We start from the raw sequence: 23,436 nt of genomic DNA, 5'->3' as shown, positions 1-23,436 counted from the left end.
GCAATATGGGAAGCCGAACCGCGATGCGCAAGTCAAAGTGACCGGTGAGCGGCGGCAGGAATGAGGCTTGACAAGTGAGCACCCGCGGCTCGAAAAAAGCGCTCATCTCAACGGCGGGCAAGACATGGCAGAACGCAGAAAAATCATTATCGACACCGATCCCGGACAGGACGACGCAGCCGCGATCATGCTGGCCTTCGGCAGCCCGGACGACATCGAAATTCTGGGGTTGTGCGCAGTTGCCGGCAATGTTCCCCTGAAGCTGACAAGCCGTAACATTCGCATCATCTGCGAATTGTGCGGTCGCACCGACATTCCCGTTTACGAGGGCGCCGAAAAGCCGCTGGTGCGCAGGCCCATCACCGCCGAACATGTTCACGGCAGTACAGGTCTCAACGGCCCGGTTCTCGACGAACCGACCATGGAGGCAGAAAAGCAGCACGCGGTCGACTTCATCATCGAGACGGTGATGCGGGAGCCTGAGGGCACCGTTACCCTCTGCACCCTCGGGGCCTTGACCAACGTGGCGCTGGCGCTCCTGAAGGCGCCGGAGATCGCTGATCGCGTCAAAGAACTGGTGATGATGGGCGGCGGCTTTTTCGAGGGCGGCAACATCACGCCCGCGGCGGAATTCAACATCTATGTGGATCCGCAGGCTGCCGACATCGTCTTCCGCTCCGGCATGCCCATCGTCATGATGCCGCTCGATGTCACGCATCAGTTGCTGACGACCAAGGCACGCGTCAATCGCATTCGGGAGATCGGCGCGAGGCCGGCGATCGCCATGGCGGAAATGCTGGAATTCTTCGAGCGGTTCGACATCGAGAAGTACGGTTCGGATGGCGGTCCGCTGCATGACCCAAGCGTTATTGCCTATCTCATCAAGCCCGAACTGTTCGAGGGCCGCGAATGCAATGTCGAGATCGAGGTCCATTCCGAACTGACCATGGGCATGACCGTGGTGGACTGGTGGCGCGTGACTGATCGCCCCGCCAATGCCCGCGTGATGCGAAAGGTGGATGCGGATGGTTTCTTCGAGTTGCTGACGGAGCGTTTCGCGCGTCTTTGACGGACGCTGATAATAAAAAAGGCCGCTGGCGATACCAGCGGCCCTTTATATTTCAAACGGAAAACCGCATCAGAATTCCGTCCAGTCATCCTGAGCCAGCGCATTTGCGCCGCTGGTTCTAGGACGCGCGCGGGGCGCAGCTGGACGGGCGGACGTCGGGGCGGCAGCAGCGGGAGCGCGCATGGCCGCAGCGGCGGCACGCAATTGCTGGCTGGGCTGACCGCCGGAAACTACGAAACCGGCGACAAGCGATTTGAGCGTTTCGGCCTCGCTGTTGAGCGTCACGCTGGCCGCAGTGGTTTCCTCCACCATCGCCGCATTTTGCTGGGTGACCTGATCCATCTGCGTAACGGCGGAGTTGATTTCCTTCAGGCCCACCGCCTGCTCACTGGCTGAGGCCGAAATCTGCCGTATAAGCTGGTTGATCTGCAGAACTTGATCGGCGATCTTTTTCATCGTGTCGCCGGCCTTGCCGACCAGCTGAACACCCTCGCCCACCTGCGTGGCCGAGGTGTTGATGAGACCCTTGATCTCCTTGGCAGCAGTTGCAGAGCGCTGCGCGAGTTCGCGCACTTCCTGGGCGACAACGGCAAAGCCCTTGCCGGCATCACCCGCGCGGGCCGCTTCCACCCCGGCATTCAGCGCCAGAAGATTGGTCTGGAAGGCGATCTCGTCGATGACGCCGATGATGCGAGAGATTTCCGCCGAAGATTGCGCAATGCCCTGCATGGAGTTCACGGCCTGCTGCACGACCTCGCCAGACTTGCCGGCGTCTTCACAGGCATGGCTGACGGCACCGGCCGCCTCTGCGGCGTTTTCGGCGCTGGAATTGACCTGGGCGGTCAGCTCGTTAAGCGCAGCGGCAGTTTCTTCAAGGCTGGCGGCCTGCTGTTCCGTGCGATGCGAGAGATCGCTGGCGGCGCGGGTGATCTCACCGGTGCCATTGCCGATGCTGACGACGGTTGCGTTGACGGTGGAAACCGTTTCCTCGAGGCTGGCAAGCGCCGAGTTGAAGTCCTCGCGCAGCTTTGCATACTCACCCGGGAACTCGTCCTGAATGCGGTAGGTCAGATTGCCCTGCGACAGGGCATTCAGGCCGGAACCGAGAACGCTGACAATGTGCTGCTGCATACGGCTGTTTTCATTGCGCTCGAATTCAGAGCGCTGGCGCTCCGTTTCGGCGTGACCACGCTGGGCGTCGGCTTCGGCCTCCATCTCACGGATGCCGGCAAGCTTGGCGCGGAAACCTTCAAGCGCTGTCGCAACCGAACCGGTCTCATCCTGCCGGTGTTGACCGGAGACGGGCACATCGTAGCGACCGTCGCTCAGCGTCCTGACGTCGGTAACCAGCGATGCAAGCGGGTCGCGGACGAAATAACGGACTGCAAAATAAAGCGCTGCAATGACGGCGGCAAGAATGACGATTGCACCGATGATCATCAGATAGGTCTGCTCCTGAACCGGAGCGTTCAAGGCCTGATGGGGAATATCAACAAGGACGACCCAGGTTGCGTTGAGCCCTGGAACGGCGAAGGGATAAACGAGACGGTTATACGGCGCGTCGGTATCAAGGCCGAGGTCTTCGATGAGACCCTGCTTGCCGGAGGCAATCGCGGCCTGGACCGTGGCCGCGCCTTCTCCGTCATACGCTTTCATATTCTGCTCGGGCGTTGGCGGAACCAGCCACTGGCCGCCCTGGGAGACGAGCGTCACGCGACCAGTTTCAAAAGGATGCAGAGACTGCAGTTTCTGGGTGAGAGAGGCGAGTGAAATATCGACACCTGCCACACCGATCATCTTGCCATCCGACATGACGGGATAGGCAAGCGAGGTCATCGTGGTCGGCACTTCCGTGCCTTCGGCGAGATAAGGTTGGGTAATCGCTCCCTTGCCGGTCTTGGCGGCCAGCGCATACCACTCCGCTGCGTAATCGTTCTTGAAGGTCGAGAACTGGATATCGCCCTTCTGTGTCTTGGACCAGTAAGGTGCGAAGGCGCCGGTCGCATTGGTTCCGAGATCGAGCCTGCCCGCAATCTCTGTCGACTGGCCATCGAAAAGGCCGAGCTGCTCGCAGAACCAGCTGCCGAATGCAAAGGTATTCTGCTCCACATTGGCCTTGAGGATGTTGACGATGCCAGGGCGATCCATCGACTTCGCCTGATGCGCCCGACCGATGACGCCAGCCATTGAGCGGGCAGCGCTGCCGAGTTCACCGACGTCGGCGGCGATGACGTTGGCGATGGCGCGGGCTTCCGTATTGGCCTGATCCATGGTCAACGCGTGTACGCGCTCACTGGTCTGGGAGATGAGGAAAGAATTGGATGCAACGAGAACCGTGGTGATGGCACAGCCGGTTACGAGGATCAGCTTGGTCGCAAGCGACTTCACTTTGAGATTGAACATTTAGGCCCCAATGGAAATCGTCAACCCGAAGGAGCTGACGTCAACGGATGACAATCTCCGTCATGGAGGCCCGTCCGCATGGGACAGTGCGCTGCAGCGCGACAGGGCGAAGTTAGAATATGATTGCTAATTAAGCCCTAATAATACTTCGCCGCGCCGTGCATCTTCAGTGTTCGTAGTAGTCGGAGATGATCTTCCAGGCATCGTCCGCCGTTTCGGCAAAGTGCAGGAGATTCATATCCTCGGGAGCGATGGTGCCGAAATCCGCCAGGAACTCGAAATTGACGACGGATCGCCAGAACTTTTCCCCAAAAAGAATGAGAGGGATCGGGGCCATGCGCTTGGTCTGGATCAGCGTCAAGGCTTCAAAAAGCTCATCGAGCGTGCCAAAACCGCCGGGGAAAACCACCACGGCCTTTGCCCGCATCAGGAAGTGCATTTTCCGGATCGCGAAGTAGTGGAAATTGAAGCTCAGTTCCGGCGTTACATAAGGGTTGGGCGCCTGCTCGTGCGGCAGGACGATATTGAGGCCGATGGAAGGGCCGCCGGCATCCATGGCGCCTCGGTTACCCGCCTCCATGACGCCGGGGCCGCCGCCGGTGACCACCACATATTCCAGGTGACCGGATTTCGCGCCGTAGTCGGTGCAAAGGCGGGCGAATTTGCGCGCTTCGTCGTAATAAACCGAGGATTGCTCGAGATTGCGCTTCTGCGTTTCATTGCGCGCCGCCCAGGCCTCTCCTCCCGGTTCGGGAATGCGGGCGCCGCCAAACATGACGACGGTGGAATTGATCCCGCGTTCGGTGAGCGCCATTTCCGTCTTCAGAAGTTCCAGCTGCAGCCTGACGGGTCGCAATTCCTCGCGGCAGAGAAAGTCCGTATCCACATAGGCCAGCCGGTAGGACGGGGAGTCCGACTGCGGCGTCTTGACAACGACCTCGGCCTGCTGCTTGTCCACAGCGCTGCGCTTCAACGGGTCCCATACCCCGTCCTTGCGCCGCAATTTGCCGTTTTTCAGTCGTGTCATTTCCATGCCTTTCGTCTGCGGCGCCAAATCACCCAAATCGCATTGACGCCTTTCCAACACTCCCTTAGATCAAATGGCCAAAGCCTTCCAGCGGCACGGAACCCGCCGTGACCACGAACACACGCGACTTTAAGGAATTTTCCATGAGCCTCACGGATCTCTCTTCCCTCGAAACGATCATCGAAACCGCCTTCGACAACCGCGACAGCGTGAATGTATCGACGAAGGGCGAGGTTCGCGACGCCGTGGACACATCTCTTCAACTTCTCGACAGCGGCGAGGCACGCGTTGCTGAAAAGCAGGCGGATGGAAACTGGAAGGTGAACCAGTGGCTGAAAAAGGCCGTGCTTCTCTCCTTCCGTCTCAATGACATGGAAATCGTGACCGGTGGTCCGGGCGAAGCCACCTGGTGGGACAAGGTTCCGTCGAAGTTTGAAAACTGGGGTGAAAACCAGTTCCGCGCCGCCGGTTTCCGCGCGGTGCCAAACGCCGTCGTGCGCCGCTCGGCTTACGTGGCCAAGAACGTCGTGCTGATGCCCTCCTTCGTCAATCTCGGCGCCTATGTTGATGAAGGCACGATGGTCGATACCTGGGCAACGGTCGGCTCCTGCGCGCAGATCGGCAAGAACGTGCATCTCTCCGGCGGCGTCGGTATCGGCGGCGTTCTGGAGCCGCTGCAGGCAGGGCCCACCATCATCGAAGACAATTGCTTCATCGGTGCGCGTTCGGAAGTCGTGGAAGGCTGCATCGTGCGCGAGGGTGCTGTTCTCGGCATGGGCGTCTTCATCGGCAAATCGACCAAGATCGTTGATCGCGCCACCGGCGAGATCACCTACGGCGAAGTCCCGCCCTATTCCGTCGTCGTTGCCGGCACCATGCCGGGCAAACCGTTCCCGAATGGCGAGCCGGGCCCCAGCCTCTATTGCGCCGTGATCGTCAAGCGCGTCGATGAAAAGACCCGCTCCAAGACCGGCATCAACGAGCTTCTGCGCGACTGATATAAAGCTGATACCATGACCACGACCGATCCCGTTGCCAATCTCGCCGCCCTCATCCGTTGCCCTTCGGTGACGCCTGCGGAAGGCGGCGCGCTTACTCTGCTCGACAACCTGCTTTCGCCGCTCGGTTTTGTGGTGGAAAAAATGGTGGCGAGCGAGGCGGGAACACCCGATGTGGAGAACCTCTATGCCCGTCTCGGCAACGAGGGGCCACATCTGATGTTTGCGGGCCATACGGATGTGGTTCCCGTGGGGGATGAGGCCGCATGGAGTCACCCGCCTTTTGCCGCAGCGATTGACGGCGGCGAAATGTTCGGCCGTGGTGCGGTGGACATGAAGGGCGGCATAGCCTGTTTCGTTGCCGCCATTGCCCGCCATATTGAAAAACACGGCAAGCCGCAGGGCTCCGTCTCCTTCCTTATCACCGGTGACGAGGAAGGCCCATCAATCAACGGCACTTCCAAGCTGCTGGAATGGGCTGCTGCAAAGGGCGAGACGTGGGACGCCTGTGTCGTCGGGGAACCGACCAATCCCGACCAGCTGGGCGACATGATCAAGATCGGCCGCCGGGGATCGCTCTCCGGTCGCATCACGGTCCATGGCGTGCAAGGCCACGCCGCCTATCCGCATCTCGCCGACAACCCAATTCGTGGTCTGCTGCAGTTGACGCATGCGCTGATGCATCCGCCCTTTGATCACGGCACGGATAATTTCCAGCCTTCCAATCTCGAAGTAACGACCGTCGACACCGGCAACGCCGCCACCAATGTGATCCCGGCGCGGGCGACCGCCTCCTTCAACATCCGTTTCAACGACACCTGGACAGCGGAGAGCCTTCGGGCGGAAATCATCCGCCGCCTCGATGCCGCTGCGGCAGACGGCGAGCTTCGCCCCGACCGCACACCGGTAAAGTACGAGATCGTCTGGGCGGACCGACCGGCCCATGTCTTTTTGACCCGGAACAATGCCCTCATTTCGTCGCTGTCAGGCGCGGTGGAGGCCGTGACCGGCAAGGAGCCGAAGCTTTCAACCACCGGCGGCACGTCGGATGCGCGCTTCATCAAGGACTATTGCCCTGTCGTGGAGTTCGGCCTTGTCGGGCAGACCATGCACATGGTCGATGAGCGGGTAGCCATTGCCGATCTTGAGACGCTGACGCGCATTTACGAAACCTTTATCGAGCGCTGGTTCGCCCATGCCGACGGCAAGTGAAGTAAGGCTCTATCTGACGGGCCTGTGGCTGTTGCTGCTCGGCGACCATAATGGCGCACGTTATCTGGACCTGACCGAACGCGGCATGTGGCGGTCCTTCTATTCCGTCCTTTGGTGCCTGCCCGCCATGCTGGTTTCCTGGCTGTGGCTGCGGGCAGCGTTTCTCGCCAGCTACCCGCCGGGAACAGGAACGGGGTTCATCTTTTTCTTTCGCCTGGCGATGGTGGAGGCCATTTGCTGGATCGTGCCGCTGCTTTTGATCGGCATGTTGCTCTTTGCCTTTGGCGCACGTGAAAAATTCACGCCTCTCGTCACCACCATGAACTGGCTGTCGCTGCCCTTCTCATACGCCTACGCAGTTCTGATCCTGATTGCGTTCTTCCTGCCACCGTTGCAGGGGCTGATCGCGATTTTGTGGCTGGCGCTGCTTCTGTCGCTGGTCTTTGCCTTTTCACGGATCGTGCGGTTTTTTATCCGCGACCAGTCGCTGCTCGTCTCCGCCATCGTCATGACGCTACTGGTGCCCGGCATGCTTCTGTCGGAAGCGTTGCAGCGCTTTCTCGGTGTCTATCCGGCCTGAGAGAATTAGACGTCAATCCGCATCCCGCATCACCTCGGCTTCGGGGTGGCGGCGCGGCGGAATGACGTCGGGATAATCGACCTGCATGAAATAAAGACCGTCCGGCGGTGCGACCGGGCCACAGGCTTTTCGATCGCGTGCCTCCAGTGCGGCACGCACGTCCTCTGGCGTCATCGTGCCCTCGCCTGCCAGTTTCAGCGTGCCGGCGAAAGAGCGGATCTGGTTATGAAGGAAGCTCTGCGCCGTCGCGCGTATCTCGATGAGATCGCCATTGCGCGTCACATCCAGCCGGTCGAGCGTGCGCACGGGGCTGTTCGCCTGGCAGTGCACGGAGCGGAAGGTGGTGAAATCATGCCGGCCGACGAGCATCTGGGCAGCTTCATGCATGCACTCGTGATCGAGGTCCTTCGACACCCACCACGCCCGCTTGTGCTCCAGCGCCAGCCGGGCTTTGCGGCAGATGATGCGGTAGAGATAGTGCCGACGAAGGGCGGAAAAACGGGCGTCGAAATCCTCAGTCACGGAAGCGGCATCGAGCACGGCCACCGCTTCACCCGCCATGGCGAGATGCGCATTGAGGGCATTGCGAAGCTTATAGGGCTCCCAGTCTCGCGAGAGATCGACATGGACAACCTGCCCAACGGCATGCACGCCGGAATCGGTGCGGCCAGCGCCGCGAATGGAAACGCTCTCGCCGGTCAGCGACCGAACCGCAGCCTCCAGCGCACCCTGAACCGAGGGGCCGTTTTCCTGTCTCTGCCAGCCATAATAGGGCGTACCGTCATATTCGACGGTCATGCGGAAGCGTGGCATCAGCCGAGCCTCGTAGTGGCCGGAACCGGGGTACCGCGCACGAAATCGGCCGCCGACATCGGCTTGCCGCCCGCCTTCTGCAAACGGGTGAGCCGTAGGGCGCCGCTGCCGCAGGCAATGGTGAGAACATCATCCAGTGCGCTGCCTGCCTCGCCCATTCCGCTGGCGAGCTCGGACGCCAGTACCTTGACGCGCTCGGGCTTGCCGCCGATCTCCATCTCCAGCCATGCGCCGGGAAATGGCGAAAGGCCGCGAATATGATTATGCACATCCTGCGCCGGCCTTGAAAAATCGATACGGGTCTCGCTCTTGTCGATTTTTGCCGCGTATAGAACGCCCTCTTCCGCTTGCGGGACGAGGGGCAGGTCATCTGCTTCCAGCTTGTCCATCGCCTGACGCATCAACCGAGCGCCTGTCAGCATCAGGCTGTCATGCAGCACGCCAGCCGTCATGTTCTCGCCAATCGCGACTTTAGCGGTCAGCGCGACAGGGCCGGTATCCAGACCCTTTTCCATTTTCATGACCATCATGCCGGTTTCGGTGTCACCCGCCATGATCGCCCGCTGGATGGGGGCAGCGCCGCGCCAGCGCGGCAGCAGCGAAGCGTGACCATTATAACAGCCAAGCCGTGTGCCGGAGAGAATGGCCTCTGGCAAAAGCAGCCCATAAGCCACGACAACAGCCACATCGGCGTTGAGGTCCCGGAATTGCTGGCGATCTTCCTCCGCCTTGAAATTCAAGGGTGTCAGTACCGGTAAACCCAGCAGTTCCGCAGCCTGATGCACCGGCGATTTCTGCAGATCAAGGCCGCGACGGCCGCCTGGACGCGGTGGCTGGGTATAGACGGCAGCAATCTCGTGGCCCGCTTCCACCAGTGCACGCAACGTCGGAACAGAAAAATCCGGCGTGCCCATGAATATGATGCGAAGAGCCATGATTGCCCCCTGCCCTGTCTTCCGCTCCGTCAGCTGTGCGACGGATCAGACTTTTGCGCGGGCTGCTTTCGTAAATTTCTTGATGACCATGTCCCGCTTCAACCGCGAGATATGGTCGATGAACAGAACACCATTCAGGTGATCGATCTCATGCTGCAGGCAGGTTGCCAACAGACCATCCGCCTCGACCGTCTGCTGCTTGCCGTCACGACCGACATATTGCACCGTGAGCGACGCAGGGCGCTCCACCTCGGCATAATAATCGGGAATCGAGAGACAGCCTTCCTCATAGGTGGAAATATCATCCGAAACCTTGAGGATTTCCGGATTGATGAAGACGATCGGCGTCTTTTCTTCGCCTTCACGCGCAACATCGATCACCAGCAACCGGCGCGGCACACCGATCTGGATGGCGGCAAGGCCGATGCCGGGGGCATCATACATCGTTTCCAGCATGTCGTCCGCCAAACGCAGCACCTCGGCATCCACCTTTTCGATGGGCTTCGATTGCTGGCGCAGCACGGGATCGGGCAAAATGATAAGCGGTTTGATGGTCATGGCTTCCCATAACGTATCTCTCGCGCGGAGGAAATAAAAAACACGACGATGAAAACGGCTCGCGGCATCCGTTCTGCCGGACTCATTTCCGCCGCAGGAATGTTCTTGTTTTGATCTTCCGAATCGATCGAAATCTGCTAGATTTAGTCATGAACACAGACTTCTCCGTTCTCCTTCAACCCGCGCTGCGGGCCGGCTCAGTCGATATCAGCTTCGGCGCGCTTCTCGCTGCCGCGATTTTCGGCCTTGTCGTTACATGGCTTGTGACGGCAAACCGGTCGAAGAAAGCTGGGGCCGATGGCGAGATCTCCGACCTGCTCAAAACCCAGTCTGAACTGCATGGCCGGATCGCGGCCATGGCGGAAACGCTTGGCACGCGTCAGACGGAGATGAGCCAGACGCTGAATCAGCGTCTTGATGGCATGTCGCAGCGGCTGGGCGAAACGCTGACGGAGCAGACCCGGTCTACCCATGAAAATCTGAGCCGCCTTCAGGAGCGCCTGGCGGTCATCGATGCCGCACAGGGCAATATTCAGGATCTGGCCAAGGACGTGGTCGGGCTTCAGGCGATACTTTCCAACAAGCAGACACGCGGCGCCTTCGGACAGGCGCGCATGGAGACGCTGATCGCCGACGCCCTGCCGCCGGGTTCCTTCCAGCTGCAGCCGACACTTTCCAACGGTTACCGGCCGGACTGCACCATCAAGATGCCGAACAATGCGCCGCCGCTCGTCATCGATGCCAAGTTTCCGCTGGAAGCCTGGAACGCCATCAAGGCGGACGAGACGCCGGAAACCAAACGTGCCGCCGTGCAGCAGTTCCGCCGGGACATGGAGGTGCATATTCGCGATGTCGCCGAGAAATATCTCATTCGCGGCGAGACACAGGATACCGCCTTCATCTTCGTGCCGTCGGAATCGATTTTCGCCGATATCCACCAGCATTTCGAATATCTGGTGCAGCGCGCCCATCGCGCCCGGGTGGTCATCGTTTCGCCATCGCTGCTGATGCTCTCTGTGCAGGTCATCCAGTCCGTGCTCAAAGACCAGCGCATGCGCGAGCAGGCGCATCTCATTCAGGGTGAAGTGGCGCTGCTCATGGACGATGTGCGGCGGCTGGACGATCGGACGCGGAAGCTACAGGCCCATTTCGGGCTGGCGCAGAAGGACGTCGACATGATGCTTATCTCCTCCGACAAGGTACTGGCGCGCGGACAGAAAATCGAGGGGCTCGATTTCTCACCGACGGAAAAAGACGCTGCTCATGGTGAAATCGAACAGGCGCGTCGCTTTGCCGAAAACCGAGCCGGTGCGGCCAAGTTGCGGGTGGTTGACGACGAGTGATCGTCTCGGGCAAAGTCGCCGCCTTGCTTAAATTTCATACGGACCCAGCGCCCCATGATTACTGTTTTCGGCTCCATCAACATGGACCTCGTCGCGACCGCCAAACGTCTGCCCAAGCCCGGTGAAACCGTAACGGGAGAGACATTCTCCACGGCCGCCGGCGGCAAGGGAGCCAATCAGGCGCTGGCCGCACGGCGTGCGGGCGCCACGGTCAAGATGGCGGGCGCTGCGGGTGATGACACCTTTGCCGCTCCAGCACTGACCTTGCTGCGGGACGCGGGAACCGATCTGTCATTGGTCAAAACCGCGCCCGGCCCGACTGGAACGGCGGTTATCCTGATCGGCGAAGGCGGAGAGAACATGATCTCGGTCATTCCCGCTGCGAATGGTGAGGTCTCGGCATCCGACGCGGCAAAGACCATATCCGAAATGGCTGCAAGCGATATTCTCATGCTGCAGTTCGAGATACCGGCACCCGCCATCGAAGCTGCACTGACGGCCGCAAAGGCGAAACGCGTCACCACCGTCATCAACACAGCACCGCTGACCGCGGACGGACCGCGTCTCGCCAGCCTTGCCGATATCGTCATCGCCAATGAAACCGAGTTCGAGCTCCTGATCGGCAAGAATGGCCTCTCCAGCGACGAGCGGGAAAACGAACTCAAGGCCCTTCACGAGAGGACCGGCCAGACTTTGATCGTCACGCTTGGTGCGGATGGCGTGATCGCCATTCGTAATGGCAAGCTCTACAGGGCTTCCGGCCTGAAGATCGAGCCGGTCGATACGGTTGGTGCGGGCGATACCTTCTGCGGATATCTCGCCGCGAGCCTCGATCAGGGAATGGATTTCGAAAGGGCTCTGAAGCGCGCCGCGGTTGCGGGCTCGCTCGCCTGCACGCGTGCCGGCGCGCAGCCTTCCATTCCGCAGGCAGCGGAAGTTGACGCGGCCCTTTAAGGGGTCTTGCCGTTAGCGCATTTTCCAGACGTGAAACCGCTGCGCACTTTTACTGGAAATGCTTTAGCGACGGATGAAGGTGAGATAGGCCGAGCTGCGGCCTTCTCTTTTCGCCTTGTTCTCGTAACGCGTGCCCGGCCAGTTGGCATAGGGCGTGCGCCAGTCATCAGCGCTTGTCGCCGTCCATTCAAAGCCGCCGTGCCGGGCGCAATGCTGCAGCGTCCAGTTGACGTAAGTGTCGATGTCGGACGCAAAGCAGAACTTGCCGCCGGGTTTCAACACACGATGGAAACGGGCGAGATTGACGTCTGACACGAAACGCCGCTTCCAGTGCTTCTTTTTCGGCCAGGGATCGGGATAAAGCAGATCGATGTGATCGATCGATCCCTCAGGCAGCCAGTCGAGCAGCTGCGTCGCATCATCGTCGTAAAGGCGGATATTCATCAGTTCACGTTCGCGAACCGTGGCGAGCAGCTTGGCCATGGAATTGACGAAGGGTTCGACACCGATGAAACCCGTCTCGGGATTTTCGACCGCGCGGTGGGCGAGATGTTCGCCACCGCCGAAACCGATCTCCAGACGGATCGATCGCACATCTGCCGGAAAGAGCGCGGCGAGATTTTGCGGGGGCACGCTTTCCAGATCGATTTTCAGCAAAGGCAGCAGATTTTCGATCGTATCGACCTGCTGATTGCGCAGGGGCTTGCCCTTGCGCCTGCCAAAAAACGCTTCCGTCGCGCGCGAACGCCGTTCTTCCGTCATCTCATACTCTCAAGACCAAATAGACTTAACCCGCACAGCACCCCGTGAGGCACTGTGCGGGTTACAAAACTCGGTGACGGTATCTCTCAATCGCCGCCAAATAACAAGCGCGATATCCAGTTGACGCATTTTCCGGACGTAAACCGCTACGCACTTTTACTGGAAATGCTTAAGCGCTCAAAGCTTCCTTGAGCGGCTTCACCAGATCGAGCTTCTCCCAGGAGAAGGAGCCGTCACGGCCAGCCTTGCGGCCGAAATGACCATAGGAAGACGTCTTGGCGTAGATCGGCTTGTTGAGATCGAGATGACGGCGAATGCCCGATGGCGAAAGGTCCATGACCTTGCGGATCGCAGCCTCGACCTGATCTTCGCTGACCTTGCCGGTGCCATGCAGATCGACATAGATCGACAGCGGCTGGGCAATGCCGATTGCATAGGAAATCTGAATGGTGCACCGCTCGGCAAGACCGGCAGCCACGACGTTCTTCGCAAGGTAGCGCGCGGCATAGGCGGCGGAACGGTCGACCTTGGTCGTGTCCTTGCCAGAGAATGCGCCACCGCCATGGGGGGCGGCACCACCATAGGTGTCGACGATGATCTTACGGCCGGTCAGACCGGCATCGCCATCAGGGCCACCGATGACGAACTTGCCCGTCGGGTTGATATACCACTGGCAGTCGTCAGCGATCTTCAGATCACCGAGAGCTTCGCGGATATAGGGTTCGACAACAGCACGAACCTTCTTCGAATCCCAGCTTGCATCGAGATGCTGCGTGGACAGCACGATGGAGACGGCTTCGGAAGCCTTGCCGTCGACGTAACGGACCGTCACCTGGCTCTTGGCGTCGGGGCCGAGCTTGGCCGCCTCGCCTTCGCCGCTTTTACGGGCGGTGGCCAGCAGCTGCAGGATACGGTGGGAGTAATAGATCGGCGCCGGCATGAGGTCAGGCGTTTCCTTGCAGGCGTAACCGAACATGATGCCCTGGTCGCCGGCACCCTCGTCGCCCTGCTTGTCGGAAGCGTTGTCCACACCCTGCGCGATATCAGCCGACTGCGGATGCAGGAGAACGTCGATCTTGGCGGTCTTCCAGTGGAAACCATCCTGCTCGTAGCCAATATCGCGGATAGCCTTGCGGGCGGCGGATTTGAACTTCGAGGGATTGATAACCGGATGGCCGGCTGCGTCCTTGAGGACCTTGCCGTCCTTGTCCTTCTTCAGCAGCGTATCGGGAACCCGAACCTCGCCCGCAATCACGACGCGGTTGGTCGTTGCAAGCGTTTCGCAGGCGATGCGCACGGTCCACGGGTCCACGCCCGTTTTGGCCGCTTCACGGTAAATGAGATCCACGATTTCATCGGAAATACGATCACAAACCTTGTCCGGATGACCCTCGGCCACGGACTCGCTGGTGAACAGATAATTGGCACGCATGCGGGATTCCCCTCAAAGAACGGTCTTCGAGTTTGTTAGTCATTTCGGCCGCGAAAAACAAGGACACAACCACATAAATATATCTTTATGTGAGAATTCCTTTCTAATCTGGCACAAAAAAACGGTCCCTGCGGACCGTTGAGTGCCCGGCATCCCGTGCCGGAAATTTTCTGCGCTGCAGGGGCCAGGCCCTACTCGGCATCGCCCTCGGCGGCGAGCGCCTTGACGAGGTCGACCAGACGGCGACGGACTTTCGGGTCGGCGATCTTCACGAAGGCGCGGTTCAACTGCAAACCTTCAGCCGAAGACAGGAAGTCGACGACGTAATTGGAGCTTGAGGCTTCCGCCATGCCGGATGTGCCGCCAGCCTGATCGCCGGGTGCATCTTCGAAAAAAAAGGAAACCGGTACATTGAGGATCGCCGAGATATTCTGCAGGCGGCTGGCGCCAACACGGTTCGTGCCCTTTTCGTACTTCTGAATTTGCTGAAAGGTAATTCCGAGACTTTCACCCAGTTTTTCCTGGCTCATGCCGAGCATGGTTCTGCGAAGACGAATTCGGCTTCCGACATGAATGTCGATGGGGTTAGGCTTTTTCTTATTTTCGGTCATCATGCGGTCCTGACACTCGGATGGGTTGATATCTCGCTTCATTACTATTCGAAGAAATGAGCCGGTATTTCGACAGCAGCTAAACTTGTTTTACGACTGACGTATTCACTATGCAATTGCAGGAGTTCCCGGTCAATTCTGGCGCCGGGCAAAACTCCAGGCAGGAAATACCGCAGCGATCATCATCACGGAAAAAATCAACCAGAAATACGTCCGATGTGTGTCGTAAGTAAATGCGTCGTTTGACCCACCACTCAAAGTGGCGTCAACAATGCCCACCCGACCGTAATCCAATCCGGCAATAATGCGGCCATAAGGGTCTATAACCGCCGAGATACCCGTATTGGCACCGCGAATCACCGGCACACCCGTCTCAACCGCCCGCACTCTGGCCTGAAGAAAGTGCTGATACGGCCCAGGCGTATCACCAAACCAGCCGTCATTCGTCACGTTGAGGATCGCCGCCGAGCCAGCGAGAGCCGGAGTCATCTCACCGGGAAAAATGATCTCGTAACAGATCAGCGGATAAAAGGTCTTTCCGGATGGAAGCGTCAGGGGCGTGCGCGAAGAGGCTGCTGAAAAGCCCCCGGGCAGGGCGATGACATTATCAATGCCAAACTCCCGCAGGATACCCTCGAAGGGAACATATTCTCCAAAGGGGGTCAGATGGACCTTGTCCGTCGCGCCGATGATTTCTCCCTGACTGTCGATGGCGTAGACCGAGTTATAATAACGCGGCGGCCTGCCAGCACCCGCATCTTCCATCCTGACGGCTCCGGTGAAGAGCACCTGCCCGTCTTGCAGCGTCTTTGCGATCTCGGCCAGCGCGTCAGGATTTTGCGTCAGGATGAACGGCACCGAGGTTTCGGGCCAGACAATGATGTCGGGGCGCTTTTTGCCTTGGCCCGGAGGCAGGGCTGTCAACCGCAGATGCTCGCCGAAAATCTCGGCGCGGTCATCATTCAGCATCTTGCGAGACTGATCGATGGACGGTTGGACGATTCTAACTGTCACCGCATCTGCCGGTGTCTCCGCGGGTGTCTGGAGGCGGTAGAAGCCATAACCCACATGGCTGGCCAGCAGCAGCGCCGCCAGGGAAAGGCCGGGCCACATGCCTTTTCTCGTGGCGATGAGCGCGGGGGACGCGAAGATGAAAACGGCAAGCGTGGTCACACCGAAAAGACCGATCAGATGCGCCGACTGCATCATGACCGGGATCGGCATGATGCCGTAACCTATGGCGTTCCACGGAAAGCCCGTCGCCAGGAAACTGCGCAGCCATTCCGTAAATCCGAATGCGGCGGCAAGGGCGGCGATCCGGCCTAGACCGTTCGACCACACAAGATTGGCCGCAGCAACCGCGAAACCGTAAAACAGCGCCAGAAAGGCCGGAAGCCCAAGGATGGCAAGCGGCAGCGCCCAGGCAAATTCGTCCGCTTCAAGCAGAAGCGCGTTGCCCAGCCACCACAGGCCAGCCACGAAATAACCGAGACCGAAACACCAGCCTATAGCAAAAGCGGGAAGAATGCGGCTGAAGAGGCCGCCGCCCGGCTTGCCGGTGCAGCCATCCACGAGCCAGACCAACAGGGTGAAAGACAGGAAAAGCGCTGCGAAGAAACCGAATGGAGGCAGGGCGAGCGCTCCGACCGCGCCTGCAGCAATCGCCATCACTGCGCGGCTCATGCCGCCGGCCAGCATCACTCTGCCTGCAAGACGCTCCATGCCATCTCCGTATCATGCGCATCCGGAAACCCGCTCCAGGCAAGCCATTCCGCGAAATTTCCCTTTGTTTCGACGTAAAGGAAAAAAGATTCGCCGTCCACATCAGGCAGGGCAGATGGAGCGGGATCTCATGCCCGGGTAGTCGAACCCGCAGAATCCGGAAGATCAAACGGCGGGATCGACGGGGGCTACCCGCCTATCCTTTCAGTCCACGTTCTGCTGATGGGCGATCAACCGCGTCTCCGGCGGCGGCAATGCAATCACCTCACCGGCATCGCCGGGGGCGCGGTCGTCCTCCCCTTCGGAGCCGTGATCGCGTACGATACGAACGCCCTTGATACGCCTCGTATCCGCATCGAGGATCTGAAACTCGAAACCGGGCACGGCGCGAACGACCTCGCCCTTGGCAGGAATACGGCCCAGCGCGAAGAAGATGAGTCCACCGAGCGTATCGATTTCTTCCAGATGTTCGCGCACGTCGAATTCCGGACCGATAGCCTCGGCAAGTTCGGTGAGTTCCGCGCGGGCATCCGCCACGAGCACATCGGCAGAAAGACGCGAGAACATCGCCTCGTCCTTGTCGTGCTCGTCGTCGATGTCCCCAACCACCATCTCGACGATGTCTTCATGGCTGACAAGACCGTCGGTACCGCCATATTCATCGATCACCACGGCGAGCTGGGTTCTCTGGGCCTGCATGGTCTTCAGAAGATCGGAGGCCAACATGGACGGCGGCGCGAAAAGAATCTTGCGCACCAGCCCGGCGTCGGCAACCGTCTTTTCCAGATCGACCCGCGCCAGATCGAAATTCGGCCGCGGCGACCGCGGCGCCTTCACTTCACCGTAAGCGACGCCACGCGATCCCACCCGGCGCTTGTTGCGAGCCTGTTTGGCAACATAAGCAAGCAGATCGCGGATATGGATCATCCCCTTGGGGTCGTCCAGCGTCTCTTCATAAACCGGCATACGGGAACGTCCGGTTTCCTCAAACAGGATCAGCGCGTCACCGATCGTCATATTCTGATCGAGACCGTCAATATCCACCCGCGGGATCATGATATCTTCGACCCTGATCTCACGGAAACGGAGGATGTTGTGTAGCATCGCCCGTTCTTCGGGCGTAAAGGCGGCGCCTATTTCAGTGTCGTCCATCAGCGCATCGGTCAGATCCTCGCGCAGGCGCTCACCCTGAGACGGTTTCAGCAACCGCGCGATGCGCGACCAGATGGTCGATCTCGGTTTGGCATTGTAGTCCTGACGTAAGTGACTACTGCCCTCCTCCGAAGAGGACTGCTCGCCGTTTTCTCTGCCCTCGTTGGCAGGTCGTGCAGAATGTTCGTTCATGGCTCCAGACAATATTTAAAGCGGTTCTTGACCCGCATAGGGATCAGATAGGCCAAGCACCGCCAAAATGCGAGTCTCAAGCGACTCCATTTCTTCCGCTTCTTCCTCGTCCATGTGGTCATAACCAAACAAATGCAGGAACCCATGAACGAGAAGATGGGTCAGATGATCCTCGAAACTCTTCTCAAGTTCAAGGGCCTCTCGCTCTACCGTTTCTCTCGCGACGACGATATCGCCCAGCATAGGGCCGGGCATTCCGCCCGGTTCCAGCGGAAAAGCAGGGAAAGACAAGACGTTGGTCGCCTTGTCCTTGTCACGCCACTCGGCGTTGATTTCCCGGATATTTTCATCGTCGGTGAAGACCAGCGAGAGCTCGACCGGCAGTTTCGGGAAGGGTTGATCCTCTTCCCGCTTCAGAAAATCGACCGCCGCATCCAGCGTCTTTGACGCAAAGGCAGACAGGTCCTCTTCCGAGGACCAGCCTTCGGCCTCGACGCTGATTTGAATATCCAAAGCTGTCATTGTCTTTTCGTCAGTCGCCCTTCAGCAGGCTCTCATCCGGCACAGCCGTATGGGATTCATAGGCCCGGACAATGCGCGCCACCATAGGGTGACGGACAACGTCCACATCCTTGAACCGCACAACGGACACGCCTTCCACATCCGTGAGGATCTGCAGGGCTTCCACGAGGCCAGACTTCACGCCGCGCGGCAAGTCCACCTGGCTTGGGTCGCCGGTCACAATCATGCGACCGTTTTCGCCAAGGCGCGTCAGGAACATTTTCATCTGCATCGTCGTCGTATTCTGGGCTTCGTCCAGAATGACGGCGGCATTGGCAAGCGTGCGGCCGCGCATGAAAGCCAGAGGTGCAATTTCGATGACGCCTGCCTGAATGGCGCGCTCCACCTTGTCACCGGGCATCATGTCATACAGCGCGTCATAAAGCGGGCGGAGATAGGGATCGACCTTTTCCTTCATGTCACCAGGCAGGAAGCCCAGACGCTCACCCGCTTCAACGGCGGGACGCGAAAGGATGATGCGATCGACCGCGCCACGCTCCAGAAGCTGCGCGGCATGCGCCACGGCCAGATAGGTCTTGCCCGTGCCGGCGGGGCCAACACCGAATACGAGTTCGGATTGTTCCAAGGCGCGCATATAGACGTCCTGCGTGGGCGTCCGCGCCGAAATGGTTTTCTTGCGCGTGGAAATCTGCGCCATGGAAATCTTCGCCTTGCGCTCCATGGTCGGCAGCGTCAGCTGGTCGTCCGCTGCGACGGCCATGCGGATCGCCCCCTCTACGTCAGAAAGCTCGACGGCGCCACCCTTCAGCAAACGCTCGTAAAGGAAATCAAGCGCGCGGCGGGCCTGATTGGTGGAGACCACATCGCCGGTGATGGCGACTGAATTTCCACGCGGACGAGCGTCGATATTGAGGCGCTGCTCCAGAAGCTTCAGGTTCTGATCGAACTGACCGAATAGCTCTCCCGCTATCCTGTTATTCTCGAACGTGAGGACGAAGTGATTGGCGTCGGTCGCGGCTTGGCGTGGCTGGCGCGATGAATTTGATACCAATTCGTGTGCGTTCAAGCGGTCAGGCTCCTGTCCCAATCAGTGTCGGCTCCCCACTCTAACTCTCTGCCACCTCGGCAAACAAGCTGTTTGGACCCGTTGCGGTGATTCGTACATTAACAATGTCACCGATTTTCAAAGTCTTTGCATCAAGATTCACGGATTGCAGCCACGGAGAACGACCTATCAACTGCTCAGTCATGCGGCCGGGCTTTTCCAGCAGCACATCCATGGTCTTTCCGACCAGCGACTCCGCAAATTCCTTCTGTTGCCGCAGCAAGAGAGCCTGCAATCTTTCCAGCCGCTCGGCCTTCACGTCTTCCGCAACCTGGTCCGTGAGGTCGGCCCCCGGCGTGCCGGGACGGGTGGAGTATTTGAACGAGAAGGCCTGCGCGTACTTCACCGTTTCGACCATCGCCATCGTATCTTCGAAATCGCGATCCGTCTCGCCGGGGAAACCGACAATAAAGTCTCCAGACATGGCAATATCAGGGCGGGCGGCGCGGATTTTTTCAATAAGCTGGATATATTCCTCGCCCGTATGGCGACGGTTCATCGCTTTCAGAATTCGGTCCGAACCGGACTGAACCGGCAGATGCAGATAGGGCATCAGGATGCGCAGGTCGCGATGGGCGCCGATCAGGCGATCGTCCATGTCGCGCGGATGGCTGGTGGTGTAGCGAAGCCTCGCAAGGCCCGGAATTTCCGCCAGCCGGTAAAGCAGTTCGGCAAGGCCCCATTTTTCGCCCTTCGGGCCTTCGCCCTGCCAGGCGTTGACGTTCTGGCCGAGCAGCGTGATCTCACGCACGCCGGCATCGACAAGCTTCATCGCCTCATCAACAATCTGGCGCACGGGACGGGAAACCTCCGAACCGCGCGTATAGGGCACGACACAGAAGGTACAGAACTTGTCGCAACCTTCCTGCACGGTCAAAAAAGCCGTAACACCGCGCGTTCGCAGCGTGGATTTCTCGGCAACCGGCAGGTGTTCGAACTTGTCCTCAACCGCGTATTCGGTCTCGATGACGCGCTCGCCTCCACGTACCCGTTTCAGTGCTTCCGGCAGGCGGTGATAGGTCTGCGGGCCGATGACGACATCCACGGCGGGCGCCCGGCGAAGGATTTCCTCGCCTTCCGCCTGCGCCACGCAGCCGGCAACGCCGATCATGAATTCCCGACCCTGCTCTTCGCGCGACTTTTTCATGTCCCGCAGGCGGCCAAGCGCGGAGTAGACCTTTTCCGCCGCCTTTTCTCGAATGTGACAGGTATTCAGCAGAACCAGGTCCGCCTCGCCCATATCCTCCGTCTGAACATAACCGTCCTTCGCCAGCGCATCGCTCATGCGGACGGAATCGTAGACGTTCATCTGACAGCCATAAGTCTTGATGAAGACCTTTCTGCTGTTTGCCCCATCGCGCGCGATGGATGCGGGCTGGCTGTTCGAACCCTCGCGGGCGATCATGGGTGGGGCGTCAAGGCCAAGCGTTTCCTGGGTCATGGCGGCTATCTAGTGTTTTTCACGGCCAGATTAAACAGAAAAATGCCGGAAAAGCTACGATCTCACGAATTCCGCCAGCCGCCGCGCAGGCTGAAGGCCAGCATTGAGCGGATGGAGGCGGCGATATCGGTCGCCAGTCGCTTGCGGTTGTCGGTGCTGTGGAACGGGACGCTGTCACCAAATGTCACGTCGACATCGATGGCGCCCGCTTTGATGATGCCGAGCAGATGCGGCACGAGCGTGATGCTGCCCGGCCAGGCGGCGATGACGCGATGGTAGCGCCCCATCGCCATGCCATGCAGCCGCGTATAGGCGATGGCGACCGGCTGGACATAAACAAGCTTGCCCGGTACCTGTTCTGCGGCGGTGGACGCCGCACCGAAGAGCGAGGATTTGACGGCCAGCATGCGGTTTCCGTCCGAGGTAGTTCCTTCGGGAAAGAGGACAACAATCTCGCCATCGGCCATGCGGCTGGCGATCTCGCTCACCTGCATGCCGGTGCTGCGTTTCTGCTCGCGTTGAACGAAGATGCTTTTCTGCAGCCGCGCGAGCCAGCCGAAAACCGGCCAGTCGCGCACCTCGGTCTTGGCGATGAACACCACGTCGGCAATGCTGCCCAAAACGAGGATGTCTTTCCATGAGGCGTGATTGACCGCGAGCATTAACGGCTTTGCCCGCTCCGCTTCCCCGTGGACATGCACGCGTATGCCGAGAACATGGCAGGCGATACGATGCCAGACGCGGGGAATGCGGCGGCGGAGCCGCCAGTCGAAGGCAAGGCCCAGCAGTTGAAGCGGCAGCAAAACAAGCGTGACGATCAGGAGTACGACCGCAATATAGGCTGTCCGCAGCCACATCATGATGGGAACGCCCGCTTGTTCACCGGCGTCTCAGTGTTCGCCAGGCTTCAATGGCACGCCGTAAAGTTCCAGCCGGTGATCCACGAGCCTGAAGCCGTGTTCGCGGGCGATCTTCTCCTGCAGAGCTTCGATCTCAGCCGAGTGAAATTCAATGACGACGCCATTCTTCAGGTCGATCAGGTGATCGTGATGCTCTTCGGGCACGGTCTCGTAGCGTGAACGGCCGTCGCGAAAATCGTGACGCTCGATGATGCCGGCATCCTCGAACAGCTTCACCGTTCTATAGACGGTGGAAATCGAGATGCGCGGGTCCACGGCGGAGGAACGGCGGTAAAGCTCCTCGACATCTGGATGGTCGGCCGATTCCTGAAGGACGCGGGCGATGACACGGCGTTGGTCGGTCATCCGCATACCGCGTTCGGCACAAAGCTCCTCCAGCGTTTTCGAAAGGTCTGTCACGTCTTATGGCCTTTTGAGAATTCCGGTTTGCGGCTTTCGCCGAAAAAATGCCTGTCGCAGGGAACTAGCGAAGATCGCGGCGCATGACAAGCGCCGTCGACTTCGTTCCATCCTTGGCGGTGTAATAGGCCTTGCGTTCCGCGACGGTTTTGAACCCGAGCTTCCTGTAAAGACCCAGAGCGGACGCGTTGTTATTATCAACTTCAAGGAACATGGTTTCTGCGCCGCGCATCATCGCCTCGCGGATGGCCGACTGCATCAAACGCCAGCCGAGCCCCGCACGTGCGAACTTTTCGGCAACGGCAACGGTCAGGATTTCAGCTTCGCCCGCCACTTCCCTCGCCAGCACGAATCCACCGAGCGGCTTGCTGAAAAAGGCGTTTGTCTGTCGGGCAACGGCACCGAAAACCGATCCCTGCGTCAGCAGTCCCGAAAACTCCCCGTCGTTCCACGGGCGCGGAAAGCGCAGCGCATGCAGTTCCGCAACCGCGGCGCAATCCTCATGCTGCATCGGCACGATCTCGAAATAGGGCTTCCAGCTTAGATATTCGTCAAACATAACAGGAATCGGGAATCAGAAACATGCACTCATGCATGCCGTATCAGGCAACGTCCTGACGTGCCAGCGCAAAACCGGTTTGTGGCCGGGCATCCGGCCCACGCAGATAAAGCGGTGCCGGTTTCGGCTGCCCTTCCGGCTTGCACGCGCCAGCACGGGCAACGGAGGCAATCGGAAAGTGGTCCGGCCCGGACCCGCTTTCCTCTCCTGCAAACAGCGGCGCGGCGGAGCCGATGACGGAACCATTAAAACCGGAAAGAACACTCTTGGCGTCATCCAGAGACAGAAGCGCCGCCTCGTTGAGTGGTAATCCGTCCATGCCGAATGTCTGGAGATAGGTTTCGCCACGTTTGGCATCCAGACCGACCGCCACTGGCCGGTCGGGGTTTTGCAGCAGATGATGCAGGGCAAGCGTTTCTAGCGTGGTGACGCCGACGGCCTCGACGCCGAGCGACAGGGCAAAACCGCGCGCCGCGGCAACACCGACCCGGATGCCCGTGAAGGACCCGGGGCCGATGGTCACAGCAATACGCCCGACATTCCGCAGCGACAGTTGCGCCTGCTCCAGAGCCCCATCGATCACGGCCATCAGCCTTTCGGCATGGCCCTTGCCAATTGTTTCGCAGACTTCTCCAAGCACCCTGTCTGAGGTGCTGTCATAGATACAGGCGGAACAATCCACACCTGCGGTGTCGAGTGCGAGAACAATCATGATCTGGCTTTACAG

Annotated in this window: 23 protein-coding genes; 6 read left to right on the top strand and 17 right to left on the bottom strand. The window is 59.5% G+C overall.

Annotated elements, in window-relative coordinates:
• The first annotated feature begins 124 nt into the window (after window positions 1-124).
• Window positions 125-1,069 carry a nucleoside hydrolase gene (locus EGT36_RS08170; protein WP_125270233.1) on the top strand — a complete coding sequence of 315 codons (945 nt, stop codon included), beginning with the start codon at window positions 125-127 and terminating at the stop codon, window positions 1,067-1,069.
• 69 nt (window positions 1,070-1,138) lie between these two features.
• Here the strand turns inward: EGT36_RS08170 and EGT36_RS08165 are convergent, their stop codons facing one another.
• The gene (locus tag EGT36_RS08165) at window positions 1,139-3,472 is read right to left on the bottom strand and encodes a methyl-accepting chemotaxis protein (RefSeq protein WP_037089389.1); all 2,334 of its coding nucleotides are present in this window, start codon (window positions 3,470-3,472) and stop codon (window positions 1,139-1,141) included.
• A 166-nt stretch (window positions 3,473-3,638) separates the two neighbouring features.
• Window positions 3,639-4,499, bottom strand: coding sequence for an LOG family protein (locus EGT36_RS08160; RefSeq protein WP_004439649.1), 861 nt, complete (start codon window positions 4,497-4,499; stop codon window positions 3,639-3,641).
• Between the two features lie 143 nt (window positions 4,500-4,642).
• On the opposite strand from EGT36_RS08160, the gene dapD reads away from it, so the two are divergent.
• The 3 genes from dapD to EGT36_RS08145 are packed head-to-tail and all read left to right on the top strand — an operon-like array spanning window position 4,643 to window position 7,289.
• Window positions 4,643-5,497: a 2,3,4,5-tetrahydropyridine-2,6-dicarboxylate N-succinyltransferase gene (gene dapD, locus EGT36_RS08155; protein ID WP_006698917.1), complete on the top strand. Its 855-nt coding sequence runs from the start codon at window positions 4,643-4,645 to the stop codon at window positions 5,495-5,497.
• Between the two features lie 15 nt (window positions 5,498-5,512).
• A complete protein-coding gene (dapE, locus tag EGT36_RS08150; protein ID WP_037089390.1) occupies window positions 5,513-6,709 on the top strand; it encodes a succinyl-diaminopimelate desuccinylase in 1,197 nt (398 codons plus the stop codon).
• Window positions 6,693-7,289: a hypothetical protein gene (locus tag EGT36_RS08145; RefSeq protein WP_004439642.1), complete on the top strand. Its 597-nt coding sequence runs from the start codon at window positions 6,693-6,695 to the stop codon at window positions 7,287-7,289. Before dapE ends, EGT36_RS08145 begins: the two co-directional genes overlap by 17 nt.
• A gap of 12 nt (window positions 7,290-7,301) precedes the next feature.
• Here EGT36_RS08145 and truA read toward each other — a convergent pair whose 3' ends face one another.
• Genes truA through def form a run of 3 tightly spaced genes read right to left on the bottom strand, consistent with a single transcriptional unit; the run spans window position 7,302 to window position 9,595 of the window.
• The gene (gene truA / locus EGT36_RS08140) at window positions 7,302-8,102 is read right to left on the bottom strand and encodes a tRNA pseudouridine(38-40) synthase TruA (protein WP_037089391.1); all 801 of its coding nucleotides are present in this window, start codon (window positions 8,100-8,102) and stop codon (window positions 7,302-7,304) included.
• Complete coding sequence (gene fmt / locus EGT36_RS08135) at window positions 8,102-9,037, bottom strand: methionyl-tRNA formyltransferase (RefSeq protein ID WP_037089392.1); 936 nt, start codon at window positions 9,035-9,037, stop codon at window positions 8,102-8,104. Before fmt ends, truA begins: the two co-directional genes overlap by 1 nt.
• A 45-nt stretch (window positions 9,038-9,082) precedes the next feature.
• Complete coding sequence (gene def / locus EGT36_RS08130) at window positions 9,083-9,595, bottom strand: peptide deformylase (protein ID WP_004439632.1); 513 nt, start codon at window positions 9,593-9,595, stop codon at window positions 9,083-9,085.
• Between the two features lie 149 nt (window positions 9,596-9,744).
• Between def and EGT36_RS08125 the strand changes: the two genes are divergently transcribed.
• Together EGT36_RS08125 and EGT36_RS08120 are read left to right on the top strand one after the other, a co-directional pair.
• Window positions 9,745-10,938, top strand: a complete 1,194-nt coding sequence (locus tag EGT36_RS08125; protein ID WP_035206700.1) for a DNA recombination protein RmuC — start codon at window positions 9,745-9,747, stop codon at window positions 10,936-10,938.
• Between the two features lie 54 nt (window positions 10,939-10,992).
• On the top strand, window positions 10,993-11,892 hold the full coding sequence (locus EGT36_RS08120) for a ribokinase (RefSeq protein ID WP_037089393.1): 900 nt from the start codon (window positions 10,993-10,995) through the stop codon (window positions 11,890-11,892).
• Window positions 11,893-11,955: 63 nt separating this feature from the next.
• Here the strand turns inward: EGT36_RS08120 and trmB are convergent, their stop codons facing one another.
• The 12 genes from trmB to tsaB all read right to left on the bottom strand — a co-directional run bounded on the left by trmB (window position 11,956) and on the right by tsaB (window position 23,421).
• A complete protein-coding gene (gene trmB, locus EGT36_RS08115) occupies window positions 11,956-12,654 on the bottom strand; it encodes a tRNA (guanosine(46)-N7)-methyltransferase TrmB (protein ID WP_037089394.1) in 699 nt (232 codons plus the stop codon).
• A gap of 169 nt (window positions 12,655-12,823) precedes the next feature.
• The gene (gene metK / locus EGT36_RS08110; protein WP_004439623.1) at window positions 12,824-14,086 is read right to left on the bottom strand and encodes a methionine adenosyltransferase; all 1,263 of its coding nucleotides are present in this window, start codon (window positions 14,084-14,086) and stop codon (window positions 12,824-12,826) included.
• Between the two features lie 191 nt (window positions 14,087-14,277).
• Window positions 14,278-14,697 (bottom strand): helix-turn-helix domain-containing protein, encoded by a 420-nt coding sequence (locus tag EGT36_RS08105; RefSeq protein WP_004439621.1) that lies wholly within the window; start codon window positions 14,695-14,697, stop codon window positions 14,278-14,280.
• A gap of 132 nt (window positions 14,698-14,829) precedes the next feature.
• The gene (gene lnt, locus EGT36_RS08100; RefSeq protein ID WP_022555521.1) at window positions 14,830-16,419 is read right to left on the bottom strand and encodes an apolipoprotein N-acyltransferase; all 1,590 of its coding nucleotides are present in this window, start codon (window positions 16,417-16,419) and stop codon (window positions 14,830-14,832) included.
• A 204-nt stretch (window positions 16,420-16,623) separates the two neighbouring features.
• Window positions 16,624-17,763: a hemolysin family protein gene (locus EGT36_RS08095; RefSeq protein WP_004439615.1), complete on the bottom strand. Its 1,140-nt coding sequence runs from the start codon at window positions 17,761-17,763 to the stop codon at window positions 16,624-16,626.
• A 15-nt stretch (window positions 17,764-17,778) separates the two neighbouring features.
• Window positions 17,779-18,285: an rRNA maturation RNase YbeY gene (gene ybeY / locus EGT36_RS08090; protein WP_037089396.1), complete on the bottom strand. Its 507-nt coding sequence runs from the start codon at window positions 18,283-18,285 to the stop codon at window positions 17,779-17,781.
• Between the two features lie 10 nt (window positions 18,286-18,295).
• Window positions 18,296-19,351, bottom strand: coding sequence for a PhoH family protein (locus EGT36_RS08085; protein ID WP_004439610.1), 1,056 nt, complete (start codon window positions 19,349-19,351; stop codon window positions 18,296-18,298).
• Window positions 19,352-19,391: 40 nt separating this feature from the next.
• On the bottom strand, window positions 19,392-20,831 hold the full coding sequence (miaB, locus tag EGT36_RS08080; protein ID WP_022555517.1) for a tRNA (N6-isopentenyl adenosine(37)-C2)-methylthiotransferase MiaB: 1,440 nt from the start codon (window positions 20,829-20,831) through the stop codon (window positions 19,392-19,394).
• A 62-nt stretch (window positions 20,832-20,893) separates the two neighbouring features.
• Window positions 20,894-21,691 (bottom strand): lyso-ornithine lipid O-acyltransferase, encoded by a 798-nt coding sequence (gene olsA, locus EGT36_RS08075; protein ID WP_125270232.1) that lies wholly within the window; start codon window positions 21,689-21,691, stop codon window positions 20,894-20,896.
• A 30-nt stretch (window positions 21,692-21,721) separates the two neighbouring features.
• Window positions 21,722-22,150: a Fur family transcriptional regulator gene (locus EGT36_RS08070; protein WP_004439602.1), complete on the bottom strand. Its 429-nt coding sequence runs from the start codon at window positions 22,148-22,150 to the stop codon at window positions 21,722-21,724.
• A gap of 64 nt (window positions 22,151-22,214) precedes the next feature.
• Window positions 22,215-22,709: a GNAT family N-acetyltransferase gene (locus EGT36_RS08065; RefSeq protein ID WP_004439599.1), complete on the bottom strand. Its 495-nt coding sequence runs from the start codon at window positions 22,707-22,709 to the stop codon at window positions 22,215-22,217.
• Window positions 22,710-22,752: 43 nt separating this feature from the next.
• Window positions 22,753-23,421, bottom strand: a complete 669-nt coding sequence (gene tsaB / locus EGT36_RS08060) for a tRNA (adenosine(37)-N6)-threonylcarbamoyltransferase complex dimerization subunit type 1 TsaB (protein WP_006698904.1) — start codon at window positions 23,419-23,421, stop codon at window positions 22,753-22,755.
• Window positions 23,422-23,436 lie beyond the last annotated feature (15 nt).

It is taken from the genome of Agrobacterium sp. FDAARGOS_525 (genome assembly GCF_003938925.1).
Taxonomy (GTDB): Bacteria; Pseudomonadota; Alphaproteobacteria; order Rhizobiales; family Rhizobiaceae; genus Agrobacterium; species Agrobacterium pusense.
Note: the sequence above shows the minus strand (reverse complement) of the source record. Positions and strands in the feature narration are given on the sequence as shown.

Coding starts and splice junctions, on each gene's coding strand:
- ybeY (WP_037089396.1), bottom strand. CDS start 18,285: ATGACAGCTTTGGATATTCAAATCAGCGTCGAGGCCGAAGGCTGGTCC.
- EGT36_RS08120 (WP_037089393.1), top strand. CDS start 10,993: ATGATTACTGTTTTCGGCTCCATCAACATGGACCTCGTCGCGACCGCC.
- EGT36_RS08125 (WP_035206700.1), top strand. CDS start 9,745: ATGAACACAGACTTCTCCGTTCTCCTTCAACCCGCGCTGCGGGCCGGC.
- EGT36_RS08165 (WP_037089389.1), bottom strand. CDS start 3,472: ATGTTCAATCTCAAAGTGAAGTCGCTTGCGACCAAGCTGATCCTCGTA.
- def (WP_004439632.1), bottom strand. CDS start 9,595: ATGACCATCAAACCGCTTATCATTTTGCCCGATCCCGTGCTGCGCCAG.
- EGT36_RS08160 (WP_004439649.1), bottom strand. CDS start 4,499: ATGACACGACTGAAAAACGGCAAATTGCGGCGCAAGGACGGGGTATGG.
- dapD (WP_006698917.1), top strand. CDS start 4,643: ATGAGCCTCACGGATCTCTCTTCCCTCGAAACGATCATCGAAACCGCC.
- fmt (WP_037089392.1), bottom strand. CDS start 9,037: ATGGCTCTTCGCATCATATTCATGGGCACGCCGGATTTTTCTGTTCCG.
- trmB (WP_037089394.1), bottom strand. CDS start 12,654: ATGACGGAAGAACGGCGTTCGCGCGCGACGGAAGCGTTTTTTGGCAGG.
- EGT36_RS08065 (WP_004439599.1), bottom strand. CDS start 22,709: ATGTTTGACGAATATCTAAGCTGGAAGCCCTATTTCGAGATCGTGCCG.
- metK (WP_004439623.1), bottom strand. CDS start 14,086: ATGCGTGCCAATTATCTGTTCACCAGCGAGTCCGTGGCCGAGGGTCAT.
- miaB (WP_022555517.1), bottom strand. CDS start 20,831: ATGACCCAGGAAACGCTTGGCCTTGACGCCCCACCCATGATCGCCCGC.
- dapE (WP_037089390.1), top strand. CDS start 5,513: ATGACCACGACCGATCCCGTTGCCAATCTCGCCGCCCTCATCCGTTGC.
- olsA (WP_125270232.1), bottom strand. CDS start 21,691: ATGATGTGGCTGCGGACAGCCTATATTGCGGTCGTACTCCTGATCGTC.
- lnt (WP_022555521.1), bottom strand. CDS start 16,419: ATGGAGCGTCTTGCAGGCAGAGTGATGCTGGCCGGCGGCATGAGCCGC.
- EGT36_RS08095 (WP_004439615.1), bottom strand. CDS start 17,763: ATGAACGAACATTCTGCACGACCTGCCAACGAGGGCAGAGAAAACGGC.
- truA (WP_037089391.1), bottom strand. CDS start 8,102: ATGCCACGCTTCCGCATGACCGTCGAATATGACGGTACGCCCTATTAT.
- tsaB (WP_006698904.1), bottom strand. CDS start 23,421: ATGATTGTTCTCGCACTCGACACCGCAGGTGTGGATTGTTCCGCCTGT.
- EGT36_RS08170 (WP_125270233.1), top strand. CDS start 125: ATGGCAGAACGCAGAAAAATCATTATCGACACCGATCCCGGACAGGAC.
- EGT36_RS08105 (WP_004439621.1), bottom strand. CDS start 14,697: ATGACCGAAAATAAGAAAAAGCCTAACCCCATCGACATTCATGTCGGA.
- EGT36_RS08145 (WP_004439642.1), top strand. CDS start 6,693: ATGCCGACGGCAAGTGAAGTAAGGCTCTATCTGACGGGCCTGTGGCTG.